Source organism: Mesorhizobium sp. M1406 (genome assembly GCF_040317555.1).
Taxonomy (GTDB): Bacteria; Pseudomonadota; Alphaproteobacteria; order Rhizobiales; family Rhizobiaceae; genus Mesorhizobium.
Window position 1 is genome coordinate 18959 of sequence record NZ_JAMYKW010000052.1, and the last position, 18345, is coordinate 37303.

Annotated in this window: 17 protein-coding genes; 12 read left to right on the top strand and 5 right to left on the bottom strand. The window is 64.2% G+C overall.

The genetic code is table 11. The features are described 5' to 3' along the window. Nucleotides 1–30: 30 nt before the first annotated feature. A complete protein-coding gene (groL, locus tag NKH03_RS27690; protein ID WP_352971945.1) occupies nucleotides 31–1662 on the bottom strand; it encodes a chaperonin GroEL in 1632 nt (543 codons plus the stop codon). Nucleotides 1663–1719: 57 nt separating this feature from the next. Further along, on the bottom strand, nucleotides 1720–2034 hold the full coding sequence (locus tag NKH03_RS27695) for a co-chaperone GroES (protein ID WP_352971948.1): 315 nt from the start codon (nucleotides 2032–2034) through the stop codon (nucleotides 1720–1722). Nucleotides 2035–2368: 334 nt separating this feature from the next. Between NKH03_RS27695 and NKH03_RS27700 the strand changes: the two genes are divergently transcribed. Both NKH03_RS27700 and NKH03_RS27705 read left to right on the top strand, forming a co-directional pair. Further along, the gene (locus NKH03_RS27700; protein ID WP_352971951.1) at nucleotides 2369–2713 is read left to right on the top strand and encodes a hypothetical protein; all 345 of its coding nucleotides are present in this window, start codon (nucleotides 2369–2371) and stop codon (nucleotides 2711–2713) included. Nucleotides 2714–2736: 23 nt separating this feature from the next. Continuing rightward, nucleotides 2737–3015: an usg protein gene (locus NKH03_RS27705; RefSeq protein ID WP_352873482.1), complete on the top strand. Its 279-nt coding sequence runs from the start codon at nucleotides 2737–2739 to the stop codon at nucleotides 3013–3015. A gap of 65 nt (nucleotides 3016–3080) precedes the next feature. Here NKH03_RS27705 and NKH03_RS27710 read toward each other — a convergent pair whose 3' ends face one another. Beyond that, complete coding sequence (locus NKH03_RS27710) at nucleotides 3081–4268, bottom strand: Gfo/Idh/MocA family protein (protein ID WP_352971954.1); 1188 nt, start codon at nucleotides 4266–4268, stop codon at nucleotides 3081–3083. Nucleotides 4269–4375: 107 nt separating this feature from the next. Between NKH03_RS27710 and NKH03_RS27715 the strand changes: the two genes are divergently transcribed. From NKH03_RS27715 to NKH03_RS27750, 8 genes are all read left to right on the top strand, one after another. Beyond that, complete coding sequence (locus tag NKH03_RS27715; protein WP_352872460.1) at nucleotides 4376–5263, top strand: MurR/RpiR family transcriptional regulator; 888 nt, start codon at nucleotides 4376–4378, stop codon at nucleotides 5261–5263. Nucleotides 5264–5342: 79 nt separating this feature from the next. Continuing rightward, the gene (locus tag NKH03_RS27720; RefSeq protein ID WP_352971956.1) at nucleotides 5343–6125 is read left to right on the top strand and encodes an SDR family oxidoreductase; all 783 of its coding nucleotides are present in this window, start codon (nucleotides 5343–5345) and stop codon (nucleotides 6123–6125) included. Beyond that, nucleotides 6122–7651, top strand: a complete 1530-nt coding sequence (locus tag NKH03_RS27725; protein ID WP_352971958.1) for a mannitol dehydrogenase family protein — start codon at nucleotides 6122–6124, stop codon at nucleotides 7649–7651. The genes NKH03_RS27720 and NKH03_RS27725 overlap by 4 nt, the downstream gene beginning before the upstream one ends. A 38-nt stretch (nucleotides 7652–7689) precedes the next feature. Next, the gene (locus NKH03_RS27730) at nucleotides 7690–8604 is read left to right on the top strand and encodes a sugar phosphate isomerase/epimerase family protein (RefSeq protein WP_352971960.1); all 915 of its coding nucleotides are present in this window, start codon (nucleotides 7690–7692) and stop codon (nucleotides 8602–8604) included. 130 nt (nucleotides 8605–8734) lie between these two features. After that, complete coding sequence (locus tag NKH03_RS27735; RefSeq protein WP_352971963.1) at nucleotides 8735–9769, top strand: ABC transporter substrate-binding protein; 1035 nt, start codon at nucleotides 8735–8737, stop codon at nucleotides 9767–9769. Between the two features lie 244 nt (nucleotides 9770–10013). Next, a complete protein-coding gene (locus tag NKH03_RS27740) occupies nucleotides 10014–11570 on the top strand; it encodes a sugar ABC transporter ATP-binding protein (protein WP_352971965.1) in 1557 nt (518 codons plus the stop codon). Beyond that, nucleotides 11567–12544 (top strand): ABC transporter permease, encoded by a 978-nt coding sequence (locus NKH03_RS27745; RefSeq protein WP_352971967.1) that lies wholly within the window; start codon nucleotides 11567–11569, stop codon nucleotides 12542–12544. The genes NKH03_RS27740 and NKH03_RS27745 overlap by 4 nt, the downstream gene beginning before the upstream one ends. After that, complete coding sequence (locus tag NKH03_RS27750) at nucleotides 12541–13527, top strand: ABC transporter permease (RefSeq protein ID WP_352971969.1); 987 nt, start codon at nucleotides 12541–12543, stop codon at nucleotides 13525–13527. The genes NKH03_RS27745 and NKH03_RS27750 overlap by 4 nt, the downstream gene beginning before the upstream one ends. Before the next feature lie 156 nt (nucleotides 13528–13683). Here NKH03_RS27750 and NKH03_RS27755 read toward each other — a convergent pair whose 3' ends face one another. After that, on the bottom strand, nucleotides 13684–14727 hold the full coding sequence (locus NKH03_RS27755; protein WP_352971972.1) for a transporter substrate-binding domain-containing protein: 1044 nt from the start codon (nucleotides 14725–14727) through the stop codon (nucleotides 13684–13686). Between the two features lie 808 nt (nucleotides 14728–15535). Here NKH03_RS27755 and NKH03_RS27760 point away from each other — a divergent pair. After that, entirely contained in the window at nucleotides 15536–15925 is a 390-nt protein-coding gene (locus NKH03_RS27760) for a hypothetical protein (protein WP_352872476.1), read from the top strand. A 30-nt stretch (nucleotides 15926–15955) separates the two neighbouring features. Further along, nucleotides 15956–16390: a hypothetical protein gene (locus NKH03_RS27765; protein WP_352872478.1), complete on the top strand. Its 435-nt coding sequence runs from the start codon at nucleotides 15956–15958 to the stop codon at nucleotides 16388–16390. Between the two features lie 127 nt (nucleotides 16391–16517). On the opposite strand, the gene NKH03_RS27770 is transcribed toward NKH03_RS27765, so the two are convergent. Beyond that, complete coding sequence (locus NKH03_RS27770) at nucleotides 16518–18023, bottom strand: helicase HerA domain-containing protein (protein WP_352971975.1); 1506 nt, start codon at nucleotides 18021–18023, stop codon at nucleotides 16518–16520. Nucleotides 18024–18345: the final 322 nt, after the last annotated feature.

An 18345-nucleotide genomic window follows, 5' to 3' on the forward strand; every position in this document is an offset into this window, starting at 1 on the left:
CCGCGGGGAGCGGGCGGATTGGCCGCGACCTCAGAAGTCCATACCGGCGCCGGCCGGCATGGCCGGGGTGGCGGGTTCCTTCTTCGGCTTCTCGGCCACCATCGCTTCGGTGGTCACGAGCAGGCCGGCGACCGATGCCGCGTCCTGAAGAGCCGCGCGTACCACCTTGGCCGGATCGATCACGCCCTGGCCGAAGAGATCGCCGAATTCGTTTGTCTGGGCGTTCCAACCCCAGCCGAACTCGCTCCTCTCGCGCAGCTTGCCGACGATGATCGAGCCCTCCGCGCCTGCATTCTCGGCGATCTGGCGGACCGGCGTTTCGATGGCGCGGCGCACGATCTCGACTCCGGTTCGCTGGTCCGCATTGTCGGTCTGCACGGCATCGAGCGCCTTGGCGGCCCTCAGCAACGCAACGCCGCCGCCGGGCAGCACGCCCTCCTCCACCGCGGCGCGAGTCGCGTGCAATGCGTCGTCGACGCGGTCCTTGCGCTCCTTGACCTCGACCTCCGTCGAGCCGCCGACGCGGATGACGGCGACACCACCGGCGAGCTTGGCCAGCCGCTCCTGCAGCTTCTCGCGATCATAGTCGGAAGTCGTCTCCTCGATTTGCGCCTTGATCTGGGCAATGCGGCCCTGGATCTCTTCCTTGCGCCCGACACCGTCGACAATGGTGGTGTTCTCCTTCTCGATCACCACCTTCTTGGCGCGACCCAGCATCTGCAGCGTCACATTCTCGAGCTTGATGCCGAGATCCTCGCTGATCGCGGTGCCGCCGGCAAGGATGGCGATATCCTCCAGCATGGCCTTGCGGCGATCACCGAAGCCCGGTGCCTTGACGGCCGCGACTTTGAGGCCGCCGCGCAGCTTGTTGACGACGAGCGTCGCCAGCGCCTCGCCCTCGACGTCCTCGGCGATGATCAGCAGCGGCTTGGAAGCCTGCACCGCGGCTTCGAGCACGGGCAGCATCGCCTGCAGGTTGGAGAGCTTCTTCTCGTGGATCAGCACATAGGGCTCGTCGAGCTCTACGCGCATCTTGTCCTGGTTGGTGATGAAATAGGGCGAGAGATAGCCGCGGTCGAACTGCATGCCTTCGACAATTTCGAGTTCGGTCTCGGCGGTCTTGGCTTCCTCGACTGTGATCACCCCTTCATTGCCGACCTTTTCCATCGCCTGGGCGAGGAAGCGGCCGATCTCGGCATCGCCATTGGCCGAAATGGTGCCGACCTGCGCGATTTCGTCGTTCCTGGTCACGTTGCGGGCATTGGCCTTCAGCTCGGCCACCACCGCCTCCACGGCCTTGTCGATGCCGCGCTTCAGGTCCATCGGGTTCATGCCCGAGGCCACGGCCCTGGCACCTTCCTTGACGATGGCCTGCGCAAGCACGGTCGCCGTCGTGGTGCCGTCGCCGGCGATATCACTGGTCTTGGACGCCACCTCACGCACCATCTGCGCGCCCATGTTCTCGAACTTGTCCTCGAGTTCGATCTCCTTCGCCACCGTCACACCGTCCTTGGTGACGCGCGGCGCGCCGAACGACTTGTCGATAACGACGTTGCGCCCCTTGGGGCCGAGCGTCACCTTCACCGCGTTGGCGAGGATGTCGACGCCGCGCAGCATCTTCTCGCGCGCTTCGGTATGGAATTTCACCTCTTTGGCAGCCATTGGATCACTCCTTCATCTCGGCGGCATTCGTTGACTGGTTGGATTTCGAAGAAGCCATCATGCAGCCTTCTTCACTTGCTCGGCCTGCTCGATCACGCCCATCACGTCGCTTTCCTTCATGACGAGCAGATCCTGACCGTCGAGCCGGATCTCGGTGCCGGACCATTTGCCGAACAGGATGCGGTCGCCGACCTTGACGTCGAGTTCGACAAGCTTGCCGCCGTCGTCGCGTGCGCCGGGGCCCACGGCGAGCACTTCGCCTTCCTGCGGTTTTTCCTTGGCGGTGTCGGGGATGATGATGCCGCCGGAGGTCTTCTCCTCGGCTTCGATGCGGCGGACCAGAATACGGTCATGCAATGGACGGAACGCCATGTCGTTCTCCTCATGGACAAACAGATTTTTGCGGTTCCTTCGCGCCGAACCGGCAATATCGGACCGGTGCGGAACGCTGCGACCCTTCATCAGGCATCGCGGCGCATATCGAGCTAGTTTTGCCGGTTTTCGGTTTCAAGAGCCCGGCGAAAAAAATTAGCACTCGAGCACTGCGAGTGCCAAAAGCCTGTTAACGCAGGGTTATTTCGCGAGGGACGCCGGGCCGCCGCTTGAATTTTCTGCCACCATCCAACAAATTATCTCCCGCCGGCGCCATCGCGGGCGCCGGAACCGCTTACCCTCCCAAGGAGTTGTTCGCAGACGGAGCACATCGATGGAACGACAGACTTATTCACCGATCACTTCCACCCCGGCCGCCGAAACATCCGACCTCGCGCTTGACCGCCTGCTCCAGCCGGCCAGCCATTTCAACCATCCCGAAGAGGTGCTGAGCGACGACACACTCGACCTGCTGGAAAAGCGCGCGATCCTGTCTTCCTGGGCGTCGGATGCCTGCGCCGTCTATTCCATGCCGGCACTGCGCCAACCACCGGGCGCCAGGCAACCGGTGTCGTTCGACCAGATCATGGACGCGCTGTTCAAGCTCGACGGCGACGCCTCGGCGCCACCTCAGCCGCCCTGCGAGTTCCCTCACCTCTTCGACAGGCCGGGTGCCTGATATCCGACAGAAAGGAGTAACGAATGGTCGCGAGCGTCAGCAAGGAATTCCGCCTCCAGATGGAGGGCTATGGCCTGACCACGGCAGAGATTCATTATCGCCTGCCCGACCATCCGAGCTTGCTTCAGCTCTATGTCTGGCAGGACTATGATCTCGCCCCGGCATTTCCCGAACTCAAGGGCTTTCTCCATTATTGGGAGCGCGAGCTCGACGGCCCGCTGCACTCGGTCCGCGTCGCTCACCACCGGCTCATCCAGCCGTCGGAATGGCGCGCCGTCGACGGCATCATCGCCATCCACTAGGGTATGCTTGGCCATTCGGGTGGCGGCGCGCCCTCGTTTCGTCGGGCGCGATGCCGGTGACAAGGCTATCCCGCAAACCTTGCCGCCGTCCACGCGCCGGCCGCCGCGTTCGAATCCACCGCCGCCGCGACGAACTTCACGCCGCGGGCGCCGTCGACGACATCGGGCACCTGTGCCGCACGAGCTGCATCCACGACCGCGCCCGAGCGATGGGCGCGGATGATGTCGGCGGCGTCGCGGTAGAAATTGGCGAAGGCCTCGATATAGCCCTCCGGATGCGCTGCCGGCATGCGCGAGACACGCTGGCTTTCAGCGGTCGAGCCATGGCCGCCGCGCACCAGCGTGCGGGTTTCCTCGCCATAGCGGGAGAGGCGCAGTTCCTCCGGCCGCGCGCCCGACCATTCGAGCCCGGCTTTGTCGCCATAGACGAGCACCGAGAGATCATTGTAGTGGCCGGGTGATGTCTGGCTGGCGAGGATGGTGCCGCGCGCGCCGCCGGTCCAGCGCATCAGCACATGCGCGTTGTCGTCGAGCCGGCGTCCCGGCACGGCGGTGAAAAGATCGGCCGACACCGCCTCGGCCTCGCAGCCCGAGATGAAGCTCGCGAGGTTGAAGGCATGCACGCCGATATCGGCCAGCACAGCCGACTGCCCGGCGCGCGCCGGATCGGTGCGCCACTCCGCCTGCTTCTGGCCCTCGGCGTCAATCGGTTTGGTCAGCCAGTCCTGGATATACGAACCATGCACCGACACGATCCGCCCAAGCTCGCCCGCCGCCACCATTTCGCGAGCCTGCCGCACCATTGCGTAGCCGGTGTTGTTGAGGGTGACGACGAAGCGACGCTTTTTCGCCTTCGCGAGTGCCACCAGCGCTTCGGCGTCGGCCAGCGTCGTCGACAGCGGCTTGTCGCAGATCACGTCGATGCCTGCTTCGAGAAAAGCGGTCGCGATCGGCGCGTGCAAATGATTGGGCGTGACGATGACCACCGCCTCGATGCCATCCGGCCGCGCGGCTTCTGCCTTTGCCATGATGCGATAGTCGGCGTAGCTGCGCTCCGGCGCGATGCCGATCTCGGCGGCCGAGGCGGCAGCGTTCTCCGGATCGGAGGACAGCGCGCCGGCCACCAGCGCGATCTGGTCGTCAAGGCGCATGGCCAGCCGATGCACGGCGCCGATGAAGGCACCACGGCCGCCACCCACCATGCCGACCCGCAAACGTTGGCGCGTCGATCCATCCGATGTTGCATAGACCATTTTCAAACTCCTCCCGGCAGGTGCAACCCCATGAGGCCGCTAGCACTTTCGAACACAATTTCCAATTTGCATATTGTAAAACGATCGTGCCGCGCTAGCCTGAAATCATGAGTGGGGCAGGCAAAAGATCCGGTCGATCCAGCGCCGACGAGGCGGCGACGCGCAAGCGCGGACGCTCGCTGGCCGCCCTCGGTTACATCCAGCCGCAGACCTATGAGGAACTGCGCGCGGTGCTGTCTTCAGGCACCGTGCATTTCCCCAAGCGGCTGCGCCAGGTCGCCATCTTCCTGTGGCAGCATCCGAGCGATGTCGCGCTCGGCACCATCGCGCAGGTGGCGGCGCAGGCCGGCGTCCAGCCGTCGACGCTGGTGCGGTTTGCCCAGATCTTCGGCTATGCCGGGTTTTCCGATTTCCAGGGTCTGTTCAAGGACCACGTCAAGGGATCGTGGCCGGAAGGGCGCGGCGAGCAACGGACCGAGGCCGAACCCAACCTGCATTTCCTGCACGGCATGGTCGGCGCCTCGCAGGCTTCGCTTGGCCGCATCGAGAGCGGCTTCGACGTCGAGAGTTTCGAGAAGATGGTGGCGCTGCTGGCGGCCGCCGACCTGATCTATGTCATCGGCTCCAAACGCGCCTTCCCCGTCACCACTTACCTGTCGCTGACGCTGTCGCAACAAGGCGTGCGCAACGTGCTGGTCGACAATGTCGGCTCCTCGGCACTCGACCAGCTCGGCTGCATCGGCAGGCAGGATGCCGTGTTGGCAGTCTCTTTCAGCCCCTACAATTCGATCACGCCCGACCTCGTCGCGGTGGCGCATGAGCGCAGGGCCCGCATCGTCACCATCACCGACAGCACCTTCAGCCCGCTGGTCCGGCTGTCGGACAGCTGGCTGGAAGTGGTGGAATCGGACTTCGGCGGCTTCCGCTCGCTGGCCGCGTCGCTAGCGGTCGGCATGGCGCTGGTCCATGGCGTCGTCGCGCGGCGCAGCAAATGAGGCGCTGCTGGCACAATTGACTATCGGGAATTGACGTTCCATATTTCTAAAAATAGAAACTTTGTTCCGGGGAGGAGGAGTGAAGATTCAAGTCAAAGGCAAGGTGGCGCTGGTGACTGGCGCGACGCAAGGGATCGGCCGCGCCATCGCCGAGACGCTGGCGCGCTCCGGCGCGGCTGGCCTGCTGGTCACCGGGCGCGAGAAGACTCGTGGCGACGCCGTGGCGGCGGAGCTTTCGCAGCTCGGCACACCGACGATGTTCGTCGCCGCCGACCTCGCCGACCCGGCAACCCCTGCCCTGTTGGCGCAAGCCTGCGTCGACCGCTTCGGCCGCATCGACGCGCTGGTCAACGCCGCCGGCCTGACCGACCGCGCCTCCTTCCTCGATGCCGATCTCGACGACTGGGCCTCGCTGTTCGCGGTCAACGCACGCGCACCGTTCTTCCTCATGCAAGCGGCCATCGCCGATATGAAGAAGCGCGGCCAGGGCGGCGCGATCGTCAACATCCTGTCGATCAACGCCCATTGCGGCTCGCCGGAGCTTGCCGTCTATTCCGCCAGCAAGGGCGCGCTGGCGACGCTGACCAAGAACGCCGCCAATGCCCACCGTTTCGACCGCATCCGCGTCAACGGCATCAATGTCGGCTGGACCGACACGCCGGCCGAGCGCGTCATGCAGGCCGAGACGCTGGGCAATGGTCCCGGCTGGCTCGATGCCGCCAACGCCTCCCAGCCCTTCGGCCGTCTGTTTTCTACGAACGACATCGCCAACCTTGCCGGCTTCCTGCTTTCCGACGCGGCCGGGCCGATGACCGGAACGCTGATCGACCAGGAACAGTGGGTGATCGGGGCGAACAGATGAACGCCCTCGAAACGCTCAGCCCGGCATTGCTGGAGAGGCTTCCCGCGGCTGTCCAGACACCGTCCTACGACCGTACAGTCCTCGCACCCGGCATGGCGCATCTCGGCGTCGGCGCCTTTCATCGCTGCCACCAGGCAGAGTACACCGACGACCTCTTGTCGATCCGGTTCGACCGCTGGGGCGTGATCGGCATCAACATCCGCCCACCAGGCCTCGCCGACACGCTCGGCCGGCAAGGCGGCCTCTATACCAGGCTGATCCGCGACAACAGCCTCATCGAGGCACGTGTCATCGGCAGCATCGTTGGGGTGGTCGACAGCCAGGCCAGTGCCGCGCCGGCGCTACATGTGCTGTCCTCGCGCGACATCGATCTGGTGACGCTGACGGTGACCGAGAAAGGCTATTGCCACATCCCATCGAGCGGCGAACTCGATTCTCGCCACCCCGACATCGTCCATGACCTCGCCAATCCCGCAACGCCACGCAGCGTGCCCGGCCTATTGGCGCGGGCGCTGGAGCTGCGCAGGGCGACGCATGGGCGGCCGTTGACGCTGCTCTCCTGCGACAACATCCCGGCCAACGGCATCATCCTTGCCAATGTGGTGCGGGCTTTTGCCGAGCGGCGCGGCAATGGCCTGGCCGAGTGGATCGAAGCCAACGCCGCTTTCCCCTCGGCCATGGTCGATCGCATCGCGCCGGCGGTGACGCAGGATGATGTCGACAGCGTCGAGCAGTGGTTCGGTTACCGCGATGCCGCCGTTGCCGTCGGCGAGCCGTTCCGGCAATGGGTGATCGAGCACAAATTCGCCGGCCGCGTGCCGCGCTGGGATCTCGTCGGGGCCAGCTTCGTCGACGACGTCACGCCGTTCGAGCATCTCAAGATGCGGGTGCTCAACGGCGCCCAGACGACGCTCGCCACGCTCGGCGTTCTGGCCGGCCTCGAACACACATCAGATGCCATGGCCGACCCCCTGCTGGCCGCCTTCGTGCGACGCATGCTTGTCGAGGAAACGCTGCCGACGCTGGGGACGGTACCGGGCATCGAGCCGCTGGCCTATGTCGAGCAAAGCCTCGGCCGCTTGCGCAACACCGCGATCCGCCACCGCAACCACCAGATCGCCACGGACGGCTCGCAGAAGATCGTGCAGCGCCTGCTCAACCCGATCCGCGACCGCTTGAGCCAAGGCGAAAGCATCGGCCTGCTTTCGGTGCCGGTCGCCGGCTGGATGGCCTACCTGATCCAGGCCTCGGCGCGGTTCGGCAGGCGTTGGCCGGTGTCGGACCCCTTTGCCGGCAAGGTCGCCGCGATCGCCGACGCAACCGGCGACGATGCGCAGGCGCTGGCCGCCGGCATCCTTGCCATCGACACGATTTTCGACCCCGGCCTTGCCGCGAACGATATTTTCCGCAGGGCCGTCACATCAGCGCTTGGCGAACTGCTATCGGACGATCCGATGGCGGCCGTCAGGCACAGTCTTGAACAAGCTGACGCCTCACGGTTGAAGCGGCGCGCGCAATCGGCATAGTGGAAGTCGGTCGTGAATTCACAACCAGGGGAGGCAGCATGAAACTTGGAGTGCTCACCGCACCGTTCGCGGAGACGCCGCTTGGCGAGGTCGCCGGCTGGGCAAGCGCGGCCAGCTTCGAGGCGCTGGAAATCGCCTGCTGGCCGAAATCCTCCGGCGCCAGCCGCCGCTATGCCGGCACAAGCCATATCGACGCCGCCTCGACTTCCGCCGCACAGGCGAATGAGATCGTCGCCTCGCTGGCGGAAAAGAATCTCGCCATCTCCGGCCTCGGCTACTACCCCAACCCGCTGCATCCCGATGCCGCCCACCGCAAAGCGGTCATCGCCCATCTGAAGAAGGTGATCGTGCTGGCAGCCAATATGGGCGTGCCTGTCGTCAACACCTTCTGCGGCGGCGATGCGTCGAAGACCGTCGACGTCAACTGGCAGGAGGCGCTAAAGGTCTGGCCTGAAATCGTCGCTTATGCGCGCGACCATGGCGTCAAGCTCGCCTTCGAGAACTGCCCGATGATCTTCAGCTATGACGAGTGGCCGGGCGGGCACAACATCGCCTATTCGCCGCAGGTCTGGCGCCGCATCCTCGAAACCTGGGGCGGCGATGTCGGCATGAATTTCGACCCGTCGCACCTGGTCTGGCAGATGATCGACCAGGCTCGTTTCATCAGGGAATTCGGCCCCTATATGCTGCATGTCCACGCCAAGGACCTGATGATTGATCATGATGGTTTGTACGAGCGCGGAATCCTGTCTTCCGGCATAGGCTGGCAGGTGCCGCGCATGCCGGGGCTGGGCGATGTCGACTGGAGCAGCTTCTTCTCCGGCCTCTACCGTGCCGGCTATGACGGCCCCATCATCATCGAGCACGAGGATCGGCGATTTGAAGGCAGCGACGATCAGGTCAAGCGGGGTTTCCTGCTCGCCCGCGACGTGCTGCGTCCCTTCGTCAAATGACGGCGGAAATACAGGTCGACAAAGACATGTAGAGAACAACGAGTTGAAGCGCAGCGCCTGAATTTCTGTATAAGCGTTGCGCTTCAACGACTTGGAACTGAACTAAAAAACAATGTGGAGGAAGTCTGAAATGACGAAAATACTGACCACGGTCCCACTGCTTGCGGGTGCTGCCTTGCTGGCCTCGGTGGGCGTCTCGTCCGCCGCTGGCAAATACACGATCGGCATCTCCAACACCGTGCAGGGCAATGGCTGGCGCGAGGAGATGGTCTGCGCCATGAAGGCACAGGCGCTGGCTTCCGGCGAGGTCGCCAAGCTCAACATCGCCCACCGCAACACGGATGCCGCCGGCCAGCTTGAAGACATCCGCAACCTGATCAGCGCCAAGGTCGACGCCATCGTCGTCAATCCCGCCGATCCGGCCGGCATCAAGGCGGGCCTCGAGGAAGCCACCAAGGCCGGCATCGTCGTCGTCGCGGTCGACCAGGCGGTCACCGAACCGTCGGCCTACATCATCTCCAATAATCAGGAACAGTACGCCTATCTCGGCGCCAAGTGGCTGTTCGGCCAGATGGGCGGCAAGGGCGACGTGTTCTACATGCGTGGCGCGGCCGGCGCTTCCGCCGACAGCGATCGTGACAAAGGCTTCAAGAAGGCGCTGGCCGAATTCCCCGACGTGAAGGTCGCGCAGGAAGTCTTCACCGGCTGGCAGCAGGATCAGGCCAAGCAGCAGATGCTGTCCTTCCTCGCCACCGGCACGCCGATCAACGGCGTGTGGACCTCCGGCATCGACAACGTCATCGTCGACGCGCTGGTCGAATCGCAGGCCCCGCTGGTGCCGGTGGTCGGCGCCGACAATGCCGGCTTCGTCGGCCAGCTGAGCTCGGTCAAGGACCTCGTCGGTGCGGCGGTGACCAATCCCGGCTCGATCGGCGGCGCCGGCGTGACGCTCGCCCTGCAGATCCTCGACGGCAAAAAGCCGGCACAGCAGACCGTGCTAGTCGAGCCGCAACTGTGGGAGAACGCCACCGAGGAAGGCAAGGCCAAGTTGAAGGCCGCCGCCGATCCATCGCTCAGCCCGGAATGGCCGGTCTCGATCTCGATCCCCGACTGGACGACGTATACCAAGGAACAGATCGTGGCGTGCAAGGGGCCGGGCGAGTAAGAACCGCGCTTCTGCCTTCTCCCCTTGTGGGAGAAGGTGGATCGGCGCGCAGCGCCGAGACGGATGACGGGTGTTCCAGCGGAGTGAGACGTCGGCATTCCCTGAAATACCCCTCATCCGACCTCGCTTCGCGAGGCCACCTTCTCCCACAAGGGGAGAAGGCAGAGCCTCTCAGCAGTACGCCGCGCGCAAGCCTGGCGTACTGCTGGGTTAAACAGGCCACAGAAATCGAGACCCAAACCATTTGACCAGCAACTCCCTCCTCGACGCGTCAGGCGTCGCCAAGCATTACGGCGCCGTTGCAGCCCTTCGCAACGCGTCGCTCTCCGTGCTGCCGGGCGAAGTGCACGCGCTGATGGGCGCCAATGGCGCCGGCAAGTCGACGCTGGTGAAGATCCTGACCGGCGCCATATCAGCCAATGCCGGCCGCATCCTGATCCGTGGCGAGGCCCGCGACATACGCTCGCCCGCCGCCGCGCGCCGCGCCGGCCTGCTGCCCGTCTACCAGGAGCCGTCGCTGATCCCCGATCTCGACGTGCTGTCCAATCTGCGGCTGACCGGCACGCCGGTCGAACCGTTCCGCGCCTGGGTGCGCGAACTCGGCATTCCCGACCTCGATATCCGCGACACCGCGCGCGACATTCCGCTGGCCGTGCTGCGCGTGCTCGACTTGGCGCGCGCGCTGGCCGTCGAGCCCGATGTGCTGCTTCTCGACGAGATGACGGCAGCCTTGCCCGCCAACCTCGCCGAAAAGGTGCTGGAAGTCGTGCGCCGCCAGGGCGACAGCGGCCGCGCCGTGATCTTCATTTCCCACCGCTTCGTCGAGATCTCGGCACTCTGCGACCGCGCCACCGTGCTGCGTGACGGCGAGACAGTCGGCGTCGTCGATATCGTGCCCGGGGTCGAGGAAAAGATCGTCGAGCTGATGCTCGGCACCCGCATCGTCAAGACCCACGTCGCCGCCCGCAGCGCCGGCCAGAAGGCAGCGTCCGCCCCTGCCCGGCCGCGTCTGGCCGTGCGCAATCTGCGCGTCGGCACCAAGCTCAACGACGTCTCCTTCGATCTCGCCGATGGCGAGGTCGCCGGCGTCGTCGCGCTCGAAGGCCAGGGCCAGGACGAATTGTTCGCGGCGCTGGCCGGCTCGATCCGGCCATCTGGCGGCACGATAGAGGTCGATGGTAGCCCGGTGAAATTCTCGCACCCGATCGACGCCATCCGCGCCGGCATCGCCTATGTGCCGGGCGATCGCGCCGAGGCGCTCGCCATGCAGCGCTCGGTGCGCGAGAACATCGCGCTGCCCTTCAGCGCCGCGCCGCGCAACTGGGGGCCGATCAACATGCGCCGGGAGCGCACGAAAGTGGTCAGCGCCATCGAGCGCCTGCAGATCGACACCCGCGCCCAAGGCGAGGTGCAGCGCCTGTCCGGCGGTAACCAGCAGAAGGTGACCATCGCCCGCTGGATCGCCGCGGATGCCCGCACTATCCTGTGCTTCGACCCGACGCGCGGCATCGATGTCGGCACCAAGCAGGAAATCTACAAATTGGTGCGTGAGCTTGCCGGCCACGGCAAGTCGGTGCTGTTCTACACATCCGAGCTGGAAGAGGTGCAGCGTGTCTGCGACCGCGTCATCGTCATCTTCGGTGGCCGCGTCGTCGACATTTTCCCTGTTGAGGAGGCCGACGAGCCGGCGCTGATGCGCGCCGCCTATGGCCTGCCACGTGGCGCCAAGGCCGATATCGGCATTCTGGCCGATCCCACGTCGAGCACTTCGGAGCCGACCGCGCCGGGGGCGGCGCCATGAGCCGCCACTTCTTGCGCCGCCGGGGCTGGGTCGCCGGCCTATTCGCCCTCTTCGTCGCCCTGTTCATCATCACAAAGCTGATCCAGCCGGCCTATGGCAGTGGCGATTTCGGTTCGCTCGCGCGAGCGGTTTTGCCTTACGCCTTTGCGGTGGCCGCGCAGACCGTGGTCGTCATCGCCGGCGGCATCGACCTGTCGGTCGCCGCCATGATGGCGCTGACCAGCGTCACCGCCGCCTCGATGATGGCCGGCGCCCCGGAAGAATACGCGCTGTTCGTGGTGCCTTTCGTGCTCGCCATGGGTTTCATGCTCGGCGCCGTCAACGGCATGCTGATCGTCGTCACCCGCGTGCCCGACATCGTTGTCACGCTCGCCACCCTGTTCGTGCTGCAGGGCGCTGCTCTGCTGGTGCTCGACGCACCGGGCGGTGCTGCCGCCGAATGGCTGAAGGCGCTGATCTCGGGCACCGTGCCGATACCCGGCCTGCCCGACAGTATCGACGCCTGGCTGCCGAAGGCACTGCTGCTGCTGGTCGTCTGCCTCTGCACCATCTGGATCCCGATCAGGCGCTCACGCCTCGGCCTTTCCATCTACGCGATCGGCTCGAGCGAGCTGGCGGCGTTCCGCAGCGGCGTGCCGGTCAAGCGCACCCGCATCATCGCCTACGCGCTGTCCGGCCTGTTCGCGGCCATGGGCGGGCTGGCACTGACCATGAGCACCGGCATCGGCGCGCCCATTCCCGGCCCCTATCTCTTGGCCAGCGTGGCGGCGGTGGTGCTGGGCGGCGTGGCGCTTGGCGGCGGCAAGGGCGGCCTGCTTGGCCCCATCGTCGCCGTCTTCGTGCTGCGGCTGGTGCGCACCGACCTGACGCTGCTTGCCATCGACCCCAACGTCACCGCCATCATCGAAGGCGCCATCATGGTCGCCGTGGTGATGTTCGGCGCGTTTATTACGATGCGGGGGCGGCAACAATGAGCACCACCGCGATCACTCCCCAATCCGTGCCACGGGGCCGCCGCGTCAAACGCTTCATGGCTGACCGGCCGCTGATCCCGCTGATCATCCTGCTCGTCATCCTGGTGGTGATCCTGCAGATCCTGCGCCCCGGCATCGTCAACGAGCGCTGGATCGCCAACACCATCAAGTTCGCCATCCCCCTGGCGATCCTCGCCGGCTGCCAGACCATGACCATGCTGACCGGCGGCATCGACCTGTCGGTCGGCACGGTGGCGACGATGAGCGCCTTCATCATGGCGACGCAAGTGGTCAACCAGGACCCGGCGGTGGCCTTCCTGCTGGCGATGATGCCGGCGGTGCTGATCGGCCTTATCAACGGCATCGGCGTCGGCGTCTTCCGCGTCCACCCGCTGATCATGACGCTGGGCACCAGCCTGATAGGCACCGGCTGCCTGCAGGTCTACCAGCGCACGGTGATCGCGTCGGGCGCCAAAACCCCCGACTTCCTGGCCTGGCTCGGCACCGGCCTGACATATGGCATCCCCAACGCCCTGCTGCTGTTCGTGCCGCTGGCGGCGCTGATCGTCTTCACGCTTGCCCGCACCGGCTTCGGCCGCCTGCTCTACGCCGTCGGCGACAATGAGCACGCAACGCGCCTGTCCGGCGTGCAATACTGGCAGGTCATCACCGCGCTCTACATCACCTCCAGCGTGCTCGCCGGCATCACCGGCTTGCTCTACATAGGCCTGATCAAGGCCCCATCGCTGTCGCTCGCCGAACCGCTGGTGCTGCCCTCGGTGGCGGCGGCCGTAATCGGCGGCACCTCGATCTTCGGCGGCCGCGGCGGCTACACCGGCACCATCATCGGCGCGCTGATCCTGACGGTGCTGACGACCCTGCTGACCATCCTGCAAATGCCCGAAGGCGCAAGGCGGATCCTGTTTGGGCTGATCGTGCTGTTCGTGACGGCGGCGTATTTGCGGATTGTGGAGGAGCGGTAGGCGCGGGCCTAGCGGCACATACCGGCCAGTCGAGAATTGGAATTACGGTGACAGTGCACTTTTATGCACCCTGTCGCCCTATCGACTTGCCCGTTTCCCAGCCTCGTCAGAAGCGTCGGGGGCGGCCAAGCTTCACTGCCGATCGACACACCAGCATCATTTATCAGACCCAAAATACTTGGTCCGCAGATCATCGATCTCGCCCGTATCATGAGCGCCAAGCAATTCTATCGTTAGTGGGCGGGTCAGGAGGCTCTGTCGCGGAAGCGCGAAGCCGTACTTATCAGGCTCGAACAGTGGCCCGACCACCTTCACCGGTAGATCGGGATGGGTGTAGGCCTGGTATTCGAGAACGGGGGCATCGGCGATGATCGCAGCCACGTCGCCATTCACGAGACCTTCGACGGCACGATCGAGCCCAGCGTAGGTGAGGGTTTGAAGCCCCTGTTGCCGGGCAAAATCCTCCTCGACGGTGCCCGTCAGCACACCGACCGGCTTGTCGGTCAAATCGGCGAGGCCATTGATCTTGTTGGTGAGGGAAAGGGTGGTCATCACGCTCGTCACCGAAGAGGTGACATAGGCAAGGACAGCGATACCACAGACCAGCCATAGCCCCTGCCAGATACGGCCGGCCCAGCCGAACAGGTTCTTTCGCGAAGGCGACTTGCCGGATGTCGCGACCGACATCACCGTATAGAAGCTTTCGGCGAAGCCGTCGCGCCACCGCTTGGGAAAAGCCTCGTCAAACTGGCGATCGAAGAAGGTAAGCAGGACCGTGACAGTCAAAATGATCAAGGCGATCCAGGCATAGGCTGTCAGGAAGCCGGCATCGCCAAGACCCTCGATCAGGTTGCCGAAGCCCTTTCCCCGATCCGTGCTGGTCATGATCCGCATGCCGCCGTCGAACCATGGCTGGGTGAAGTCCAGTAGTTCGGCCCGGGATTGATTGATCGTCAAATTTGTGACCGCTACGTCGATCCTGCCGGAAGCGGCCGCCAGAACCAGATCGTGAATGGTGTCGAACTGGACGTAGCGATACTGGTGGCCGAGTTTAGCCGCGAGGCCCTCCCAGAGATCGACCGCCATGCCGGTGAACTGCCCCTTATCTTTCATGACGAAGGGAGGGTTGACGAAGAGGCCGACGTTCAAGGACTCGGCAGGCTGTTGCGCCTGGGCTGCGACTTGCGGCCACAGCAACATCAGGAGCACAATGAAGGAGCCGGCTAGCCTGCACCAGGTCCGCATGGCGATCCTTTCCTTGTTGGCATCTCAACCCGGTCGAGGACGGCAAGGGAGTATCGCCAGAAACCGGAAAGGCTGGCGCGTCCATGAGCGGCGACCGGCCCTCGCGCGGTGTTGCCAGGCAAGTGCAGGACGGTCCGATCGGCTGTTTTGCGGCATGCGGCAGCTCGGAAAACTACCTGTCGTGACGGCTGTCGTGCCGGCGGCTTTTCTTTCGGATGCATGCAACGGCCTGGCCAGTAACGAAAACCGCCATTACAACACATCAGGATATTCTCTATCAAAAAATAAGTCATCAAGCGATCCGCCATTTCAATTTGATATGATTGTGAAACAACAATATGATATATTTGCAAAGAGATATGGAATACGCAAGAAGGTTATATTCATATATTGCAGGTCTTTTTCGTCAATGTCATTTTAGTATCTGCTAAGACACCATTGCGAGCTCCAGACTATTTTCCATATTATTAAGCATTCGCAAAATTCAACCCGCGCTATGGCGCTTTTTTCTTGCCACAGGCCGACTTCGGATGCAGCTTTTTTGGCAACAGCATCCGCGTCCGCGGATTGCTGCATGCTTGGGCGGACGGGCGCTAAGCATGGAAAGGGAAATCGACATCCGCTGATGCGGCCTCCCGTGGGCTCGATCCTGCCCGCTCTTCTTTTGAGGCTGTGGACCATCTCCCATCCCAGGCTGCTCGTGGTCGTCGAGCTACGCGTTTGACGGACAATCCGCAGCGGCCAGCCAGTCGAGGAATGAACCATGAAATTCACAGTCTACGCGATCATCGCCACTGCCTTGGTGGCGGTCGCCGGATGCACCACCGACGACTACGATGGTTGTCGCGGAAACGGCTGCCTGGTCGATCGGCCTCAGCAAAAAAATCGGGAGATCGATGACCGGCCGCAATACGACAGGAACGGCAATCCGAACTTCGATACGCGTGGCCGCTACATCGGCTGCCATGGGCTGGGATGCGAGGTCGACGACCCTGATGATGGCGATCAAAGCATCGACGACAGGCCGCAGTACGATAAGCAAGGCAATCCGAATTTCGATACGCAGGGCAATTACCAAGGATGCCACGGCATCGGCTGCGAGGTCGATACGCCGGCCGATGACAGCTCATCGGACGATGACGATTCCAATTGATAGGCCACGCACCCAACAAGGAGGCCGATTATGTCTGAATTCGACAGCCATCGACGTGCCAAGATCGTTGTGATCGGCCTCGCGGGGCTCGGAATGACGCTGACGTCCGCTTTCGCAGCGAATAGCGACTGCCACGGCGTAAAGGTCGATGTGACGAAGGCGCGCGAACAAGAGTTTGGCCCTCTCGTTGCATCGGCGATGACCAACAAGGTCAAGCCAGCCCAGGTGAAATTCCAAACGATTCTGGAAAGCGGGAAATGGAGCGCCGTTTATATTTCTACGCCCGTGGCCGATGACGGCATGATGTTCTTCCAGACAGTCAATGGAAAAAGGCAGTTTCGTGAAGTATGGGGCGGATATGCGGCTCCATCGGAAAAACCTGAATTGGTATCCTGGGCAAAGAAGCTCGGAGTGCCGCAAGATCTGGCAAAGTGTTTTGCCGAGACAGTTACGGAACGAAGGTGATGGTCGCCGGGTATTGCCGCGAATGATTTTCAGCACGTTCGTCGAACGGATACCGGTCAGCTGCCTGGAGCGGTGCATCGGTTCATGGAAATGCAGCTCCATCTTCTTGTTTTGATGGGCCGTCCCCTCACAGCGCCAGGCTCCCCTGCTCCACCTCCTCGGCATTCGGGTCGCCCGGCGCGGTTGCCCAGGCGAGTTCGACCAGCGTCACGATGCGCTTTCCGGTGCCGTCGAGCTGGCAGACGATGAGGCCCTGTTCCTCGATATAGGTCAACAGGCGCCGGGCGCGGCGCAGCGAGTGGGAGCCGTAGGCGCGGGCGATCGCGGCGTCGCTCGGGCACGGCCAGCCCTCCTTTGCCGCCCGCGCGATCATCATGAACACGCCCTGCATGTCGTCGGGCAGCAGCGAGGCGCGCACCGAGACGTCCTGCCAGGCCTCATCGCCTGCCGCCATGTCGGAGCCGAGACCGGCACGGGCACGCGTCAGCATGCGGCGGAACTCCGGCAGGTCGGGCACGACCGAGGCGAGGCCTTCTATGCGGCAGCGGACCACGAACTCCTGATAGAGCACCCCGATCACGCGGAAACCCGCGTCGGGTTGCGCCAGGATGGCGCGCAGCACACGGTCCACGCGCTCACGGCGCTCCGCCAGATCCTCGGCGCTGACTTGCGGCTCCACAGGCTCGGGGCGGATTTCCAGCGCAGCCGACTTCGCCGCCATCAGCTGGTCGAGCAGGTCCGGCGACGCTGTGCGGCGCGGTGCGCGCGCCGTCTCCGGCGGCGGAGCGGCCAGGATGATGGCGCGCGCATCCTCGAGCGCCGCTTCCGGCATCGCCATCAGCCGCGGCGTGCCGTTGCGCGGGTTGGTATCGGTCGGGCCGATGCGAAGCCCCAGCGGACGGCGCGACAGCGCCGGGCCGAGCGCCATGAACTGCCCGCGCTCCAGATCGCGAAAAGCCTCCGCCTGGCGCCGTTCCATGCCCAGGAGATCGGCGGCGCGGGCCATGTCGATATCGAGGAAGGTGCGGCCCATAAGGAAATTGGACGCCTCGGCGGCGACATTCTTGGCGAGCTTGGCGAGCCGCTGGGTGGCGATGATGCCGGCAAGCCCGCGCTTGCGGCCACGGCACATCAAATTCGTCATGGCGCCGAGCGAGAGTTTGCGCGTTTCGTCGGAAACCTCGCCGGCTACCGCCGGCGCGAACAGCTGCGCCTCGTCCACCACCACCAGCATCGGGTACCAGTGGTCGCGGGCGACCTCGAACAGCCCACCGAGGAAGGCGGCGGCACGCCGCATCTGGTTCTCGGCATCGAGCCCTTCGAGATTGAGCACGGTGGAAACGCGATGGATGCGCGCCCGCTCGCCGGCCGCCTGCAGGCCGCGTTCGGTATGCTGCTCGGCATCGATCACCAGATGGCCGTAACGGTCGCCCAGCGAGACGAAGTCGCCTTCGGGGTCGATGATGGTCTGCTGCACCCAGGGCGCGCTCTGCTCCAGGAGCCGGCGCAAAAGATGCGATTTGCCGGAGCCGGAATTGCCCTGCACCAAAAGACGGGTGGCCAGCAGTTCCTCGAGATCCAGGGTCGCCGGGGCGCCCGCGGTCGTGTGTCCCATCTCGATCGCAACGGTCATTTCGACTCAGGCGCTCCTTTCGCAGACGGGCTTATCAACTGGGTCACAGCCCGTCGAGCACGCAAGGCCGGCAGTTCCGCGTTGCGCACAGCTGTCCTGACTCGGTTTGTCGGGTTAGCCCCTGCGGATAGTAACCAGTCGTTCACCATGGGCCGGCGTTTCGATTGCGGACGCCCCGCATCCGCTTAGCCTGACCTTGCATCGCGTGCCCAACGTGGTGCGTCCCGACCCCAACGTGGCAGGGCAATCGGGTGAGTTAACGCGTGACAAGGGGTTTAGGAGCTGAATCTGTCGAGAGCATCTGATTCTTTGAAGGATGCTT

Coding starts and splice junctions, on each gene's coding strand:
- groL (WP_352971945.1), bottom strand. CDS start 1,662: ATGGCTGCCAAAGAGGTGAAATTCCATACCGAAGCGCGCGAGAAGATG.
- NKH03_RS27695 (WP_352971948.1), bottom strand. CDS start 2,034: ATGGCGTTCCGTCCATTGCATGACCGTATTCTGGTCCGCCGCATCGAA.
- NKH03_RS27700 (WP_352971951.1), top strand. CDS start 2,369: ATGGAACGACAGACTTATTCACCGATCACTTCCACCCCGGCCGCCGAA.
- NKH03_RS27705 (WP_352873482.1), top strand. CDS start 2,737: ATGGTCGCGAGCGTCAGCAAGGAATTCCGCCTCCAGATGGAGGGCTAT.
- NKH03_RS27710 (WP_352971954.1), bottom strand. CDS start 4,268: ATGGTCTATGCAACATCGGATGGATCGACGCGCCAACGTTTGCGGGTC.
- NKH03_RS27715 (WP_352872460.1), top strand. CDS start 4,376: ATGAGTGGGGCAGGCAAAAGATCCGGTCGATCCAGCGCCGACGAGGCG.
- NKH03_RS27725 (WP_352971958.1), top strand. CDS start 6,122: ATGAACGCCCTCGAAACGCTCAGCCCGGCATTGCTGGAGAGGCTTCCC.
- NKH03_RS27730 (WP_352971960.1), top strand. CDS start 7,690: ATGAAACTTGGAGTGCTCACCGCACCGTTCGCGGAGACGCCGCTTGGC.
- NKH03_RS27735 (WP_352971963.1), top strand. CDS start 8,735: ATGACGAAAATACTGACCACGGTCCCACTGCTTGCGGGTGCTGCCTTG.
- NKH03_RS27745 (WP_352971967.1), top strand. CDS start 11,567: ATGAGCCGCCACTTCTTGCGCCGCCGGGGCTGGGTCGCCGGCCTATTC.
- NKH03_RS27750 (WP_352971969.1), top strand. CDS start 12,541: ATGAGCACCACCGCGATCACTCCCCAATCCGTGCCACGGGGCCGCCGC.
- NKH03_RS27755 (WP_352971972.1), bottom strand. CDS start 14,727: ATGTTGCTGTGGCCGCAAGTCGCAGCCCAGGCGCAACAGCCTGCCGAG.
- NKH03_RS27760 (WP_352872476.1), top strand. CDS start 15,536: ATGAAATTCACAGTCTACGCGATCATCGCCACTGCCTTGGTGGCGGTC.
- NKH03_RS27765 (WP_352872478.1), top strand. CDS start 15,956: ATGTCTGAATTCGACAGCCATCGACGTGCCAAGATCGTTGTGATCGGC.
- NKH03_RS27770 (WP_352971975.1), bottom strand. CDS start 18,023: ATGACCGTTGCGATCGAGATGGGACACACGACCGCGGGCGCCCCGGCG.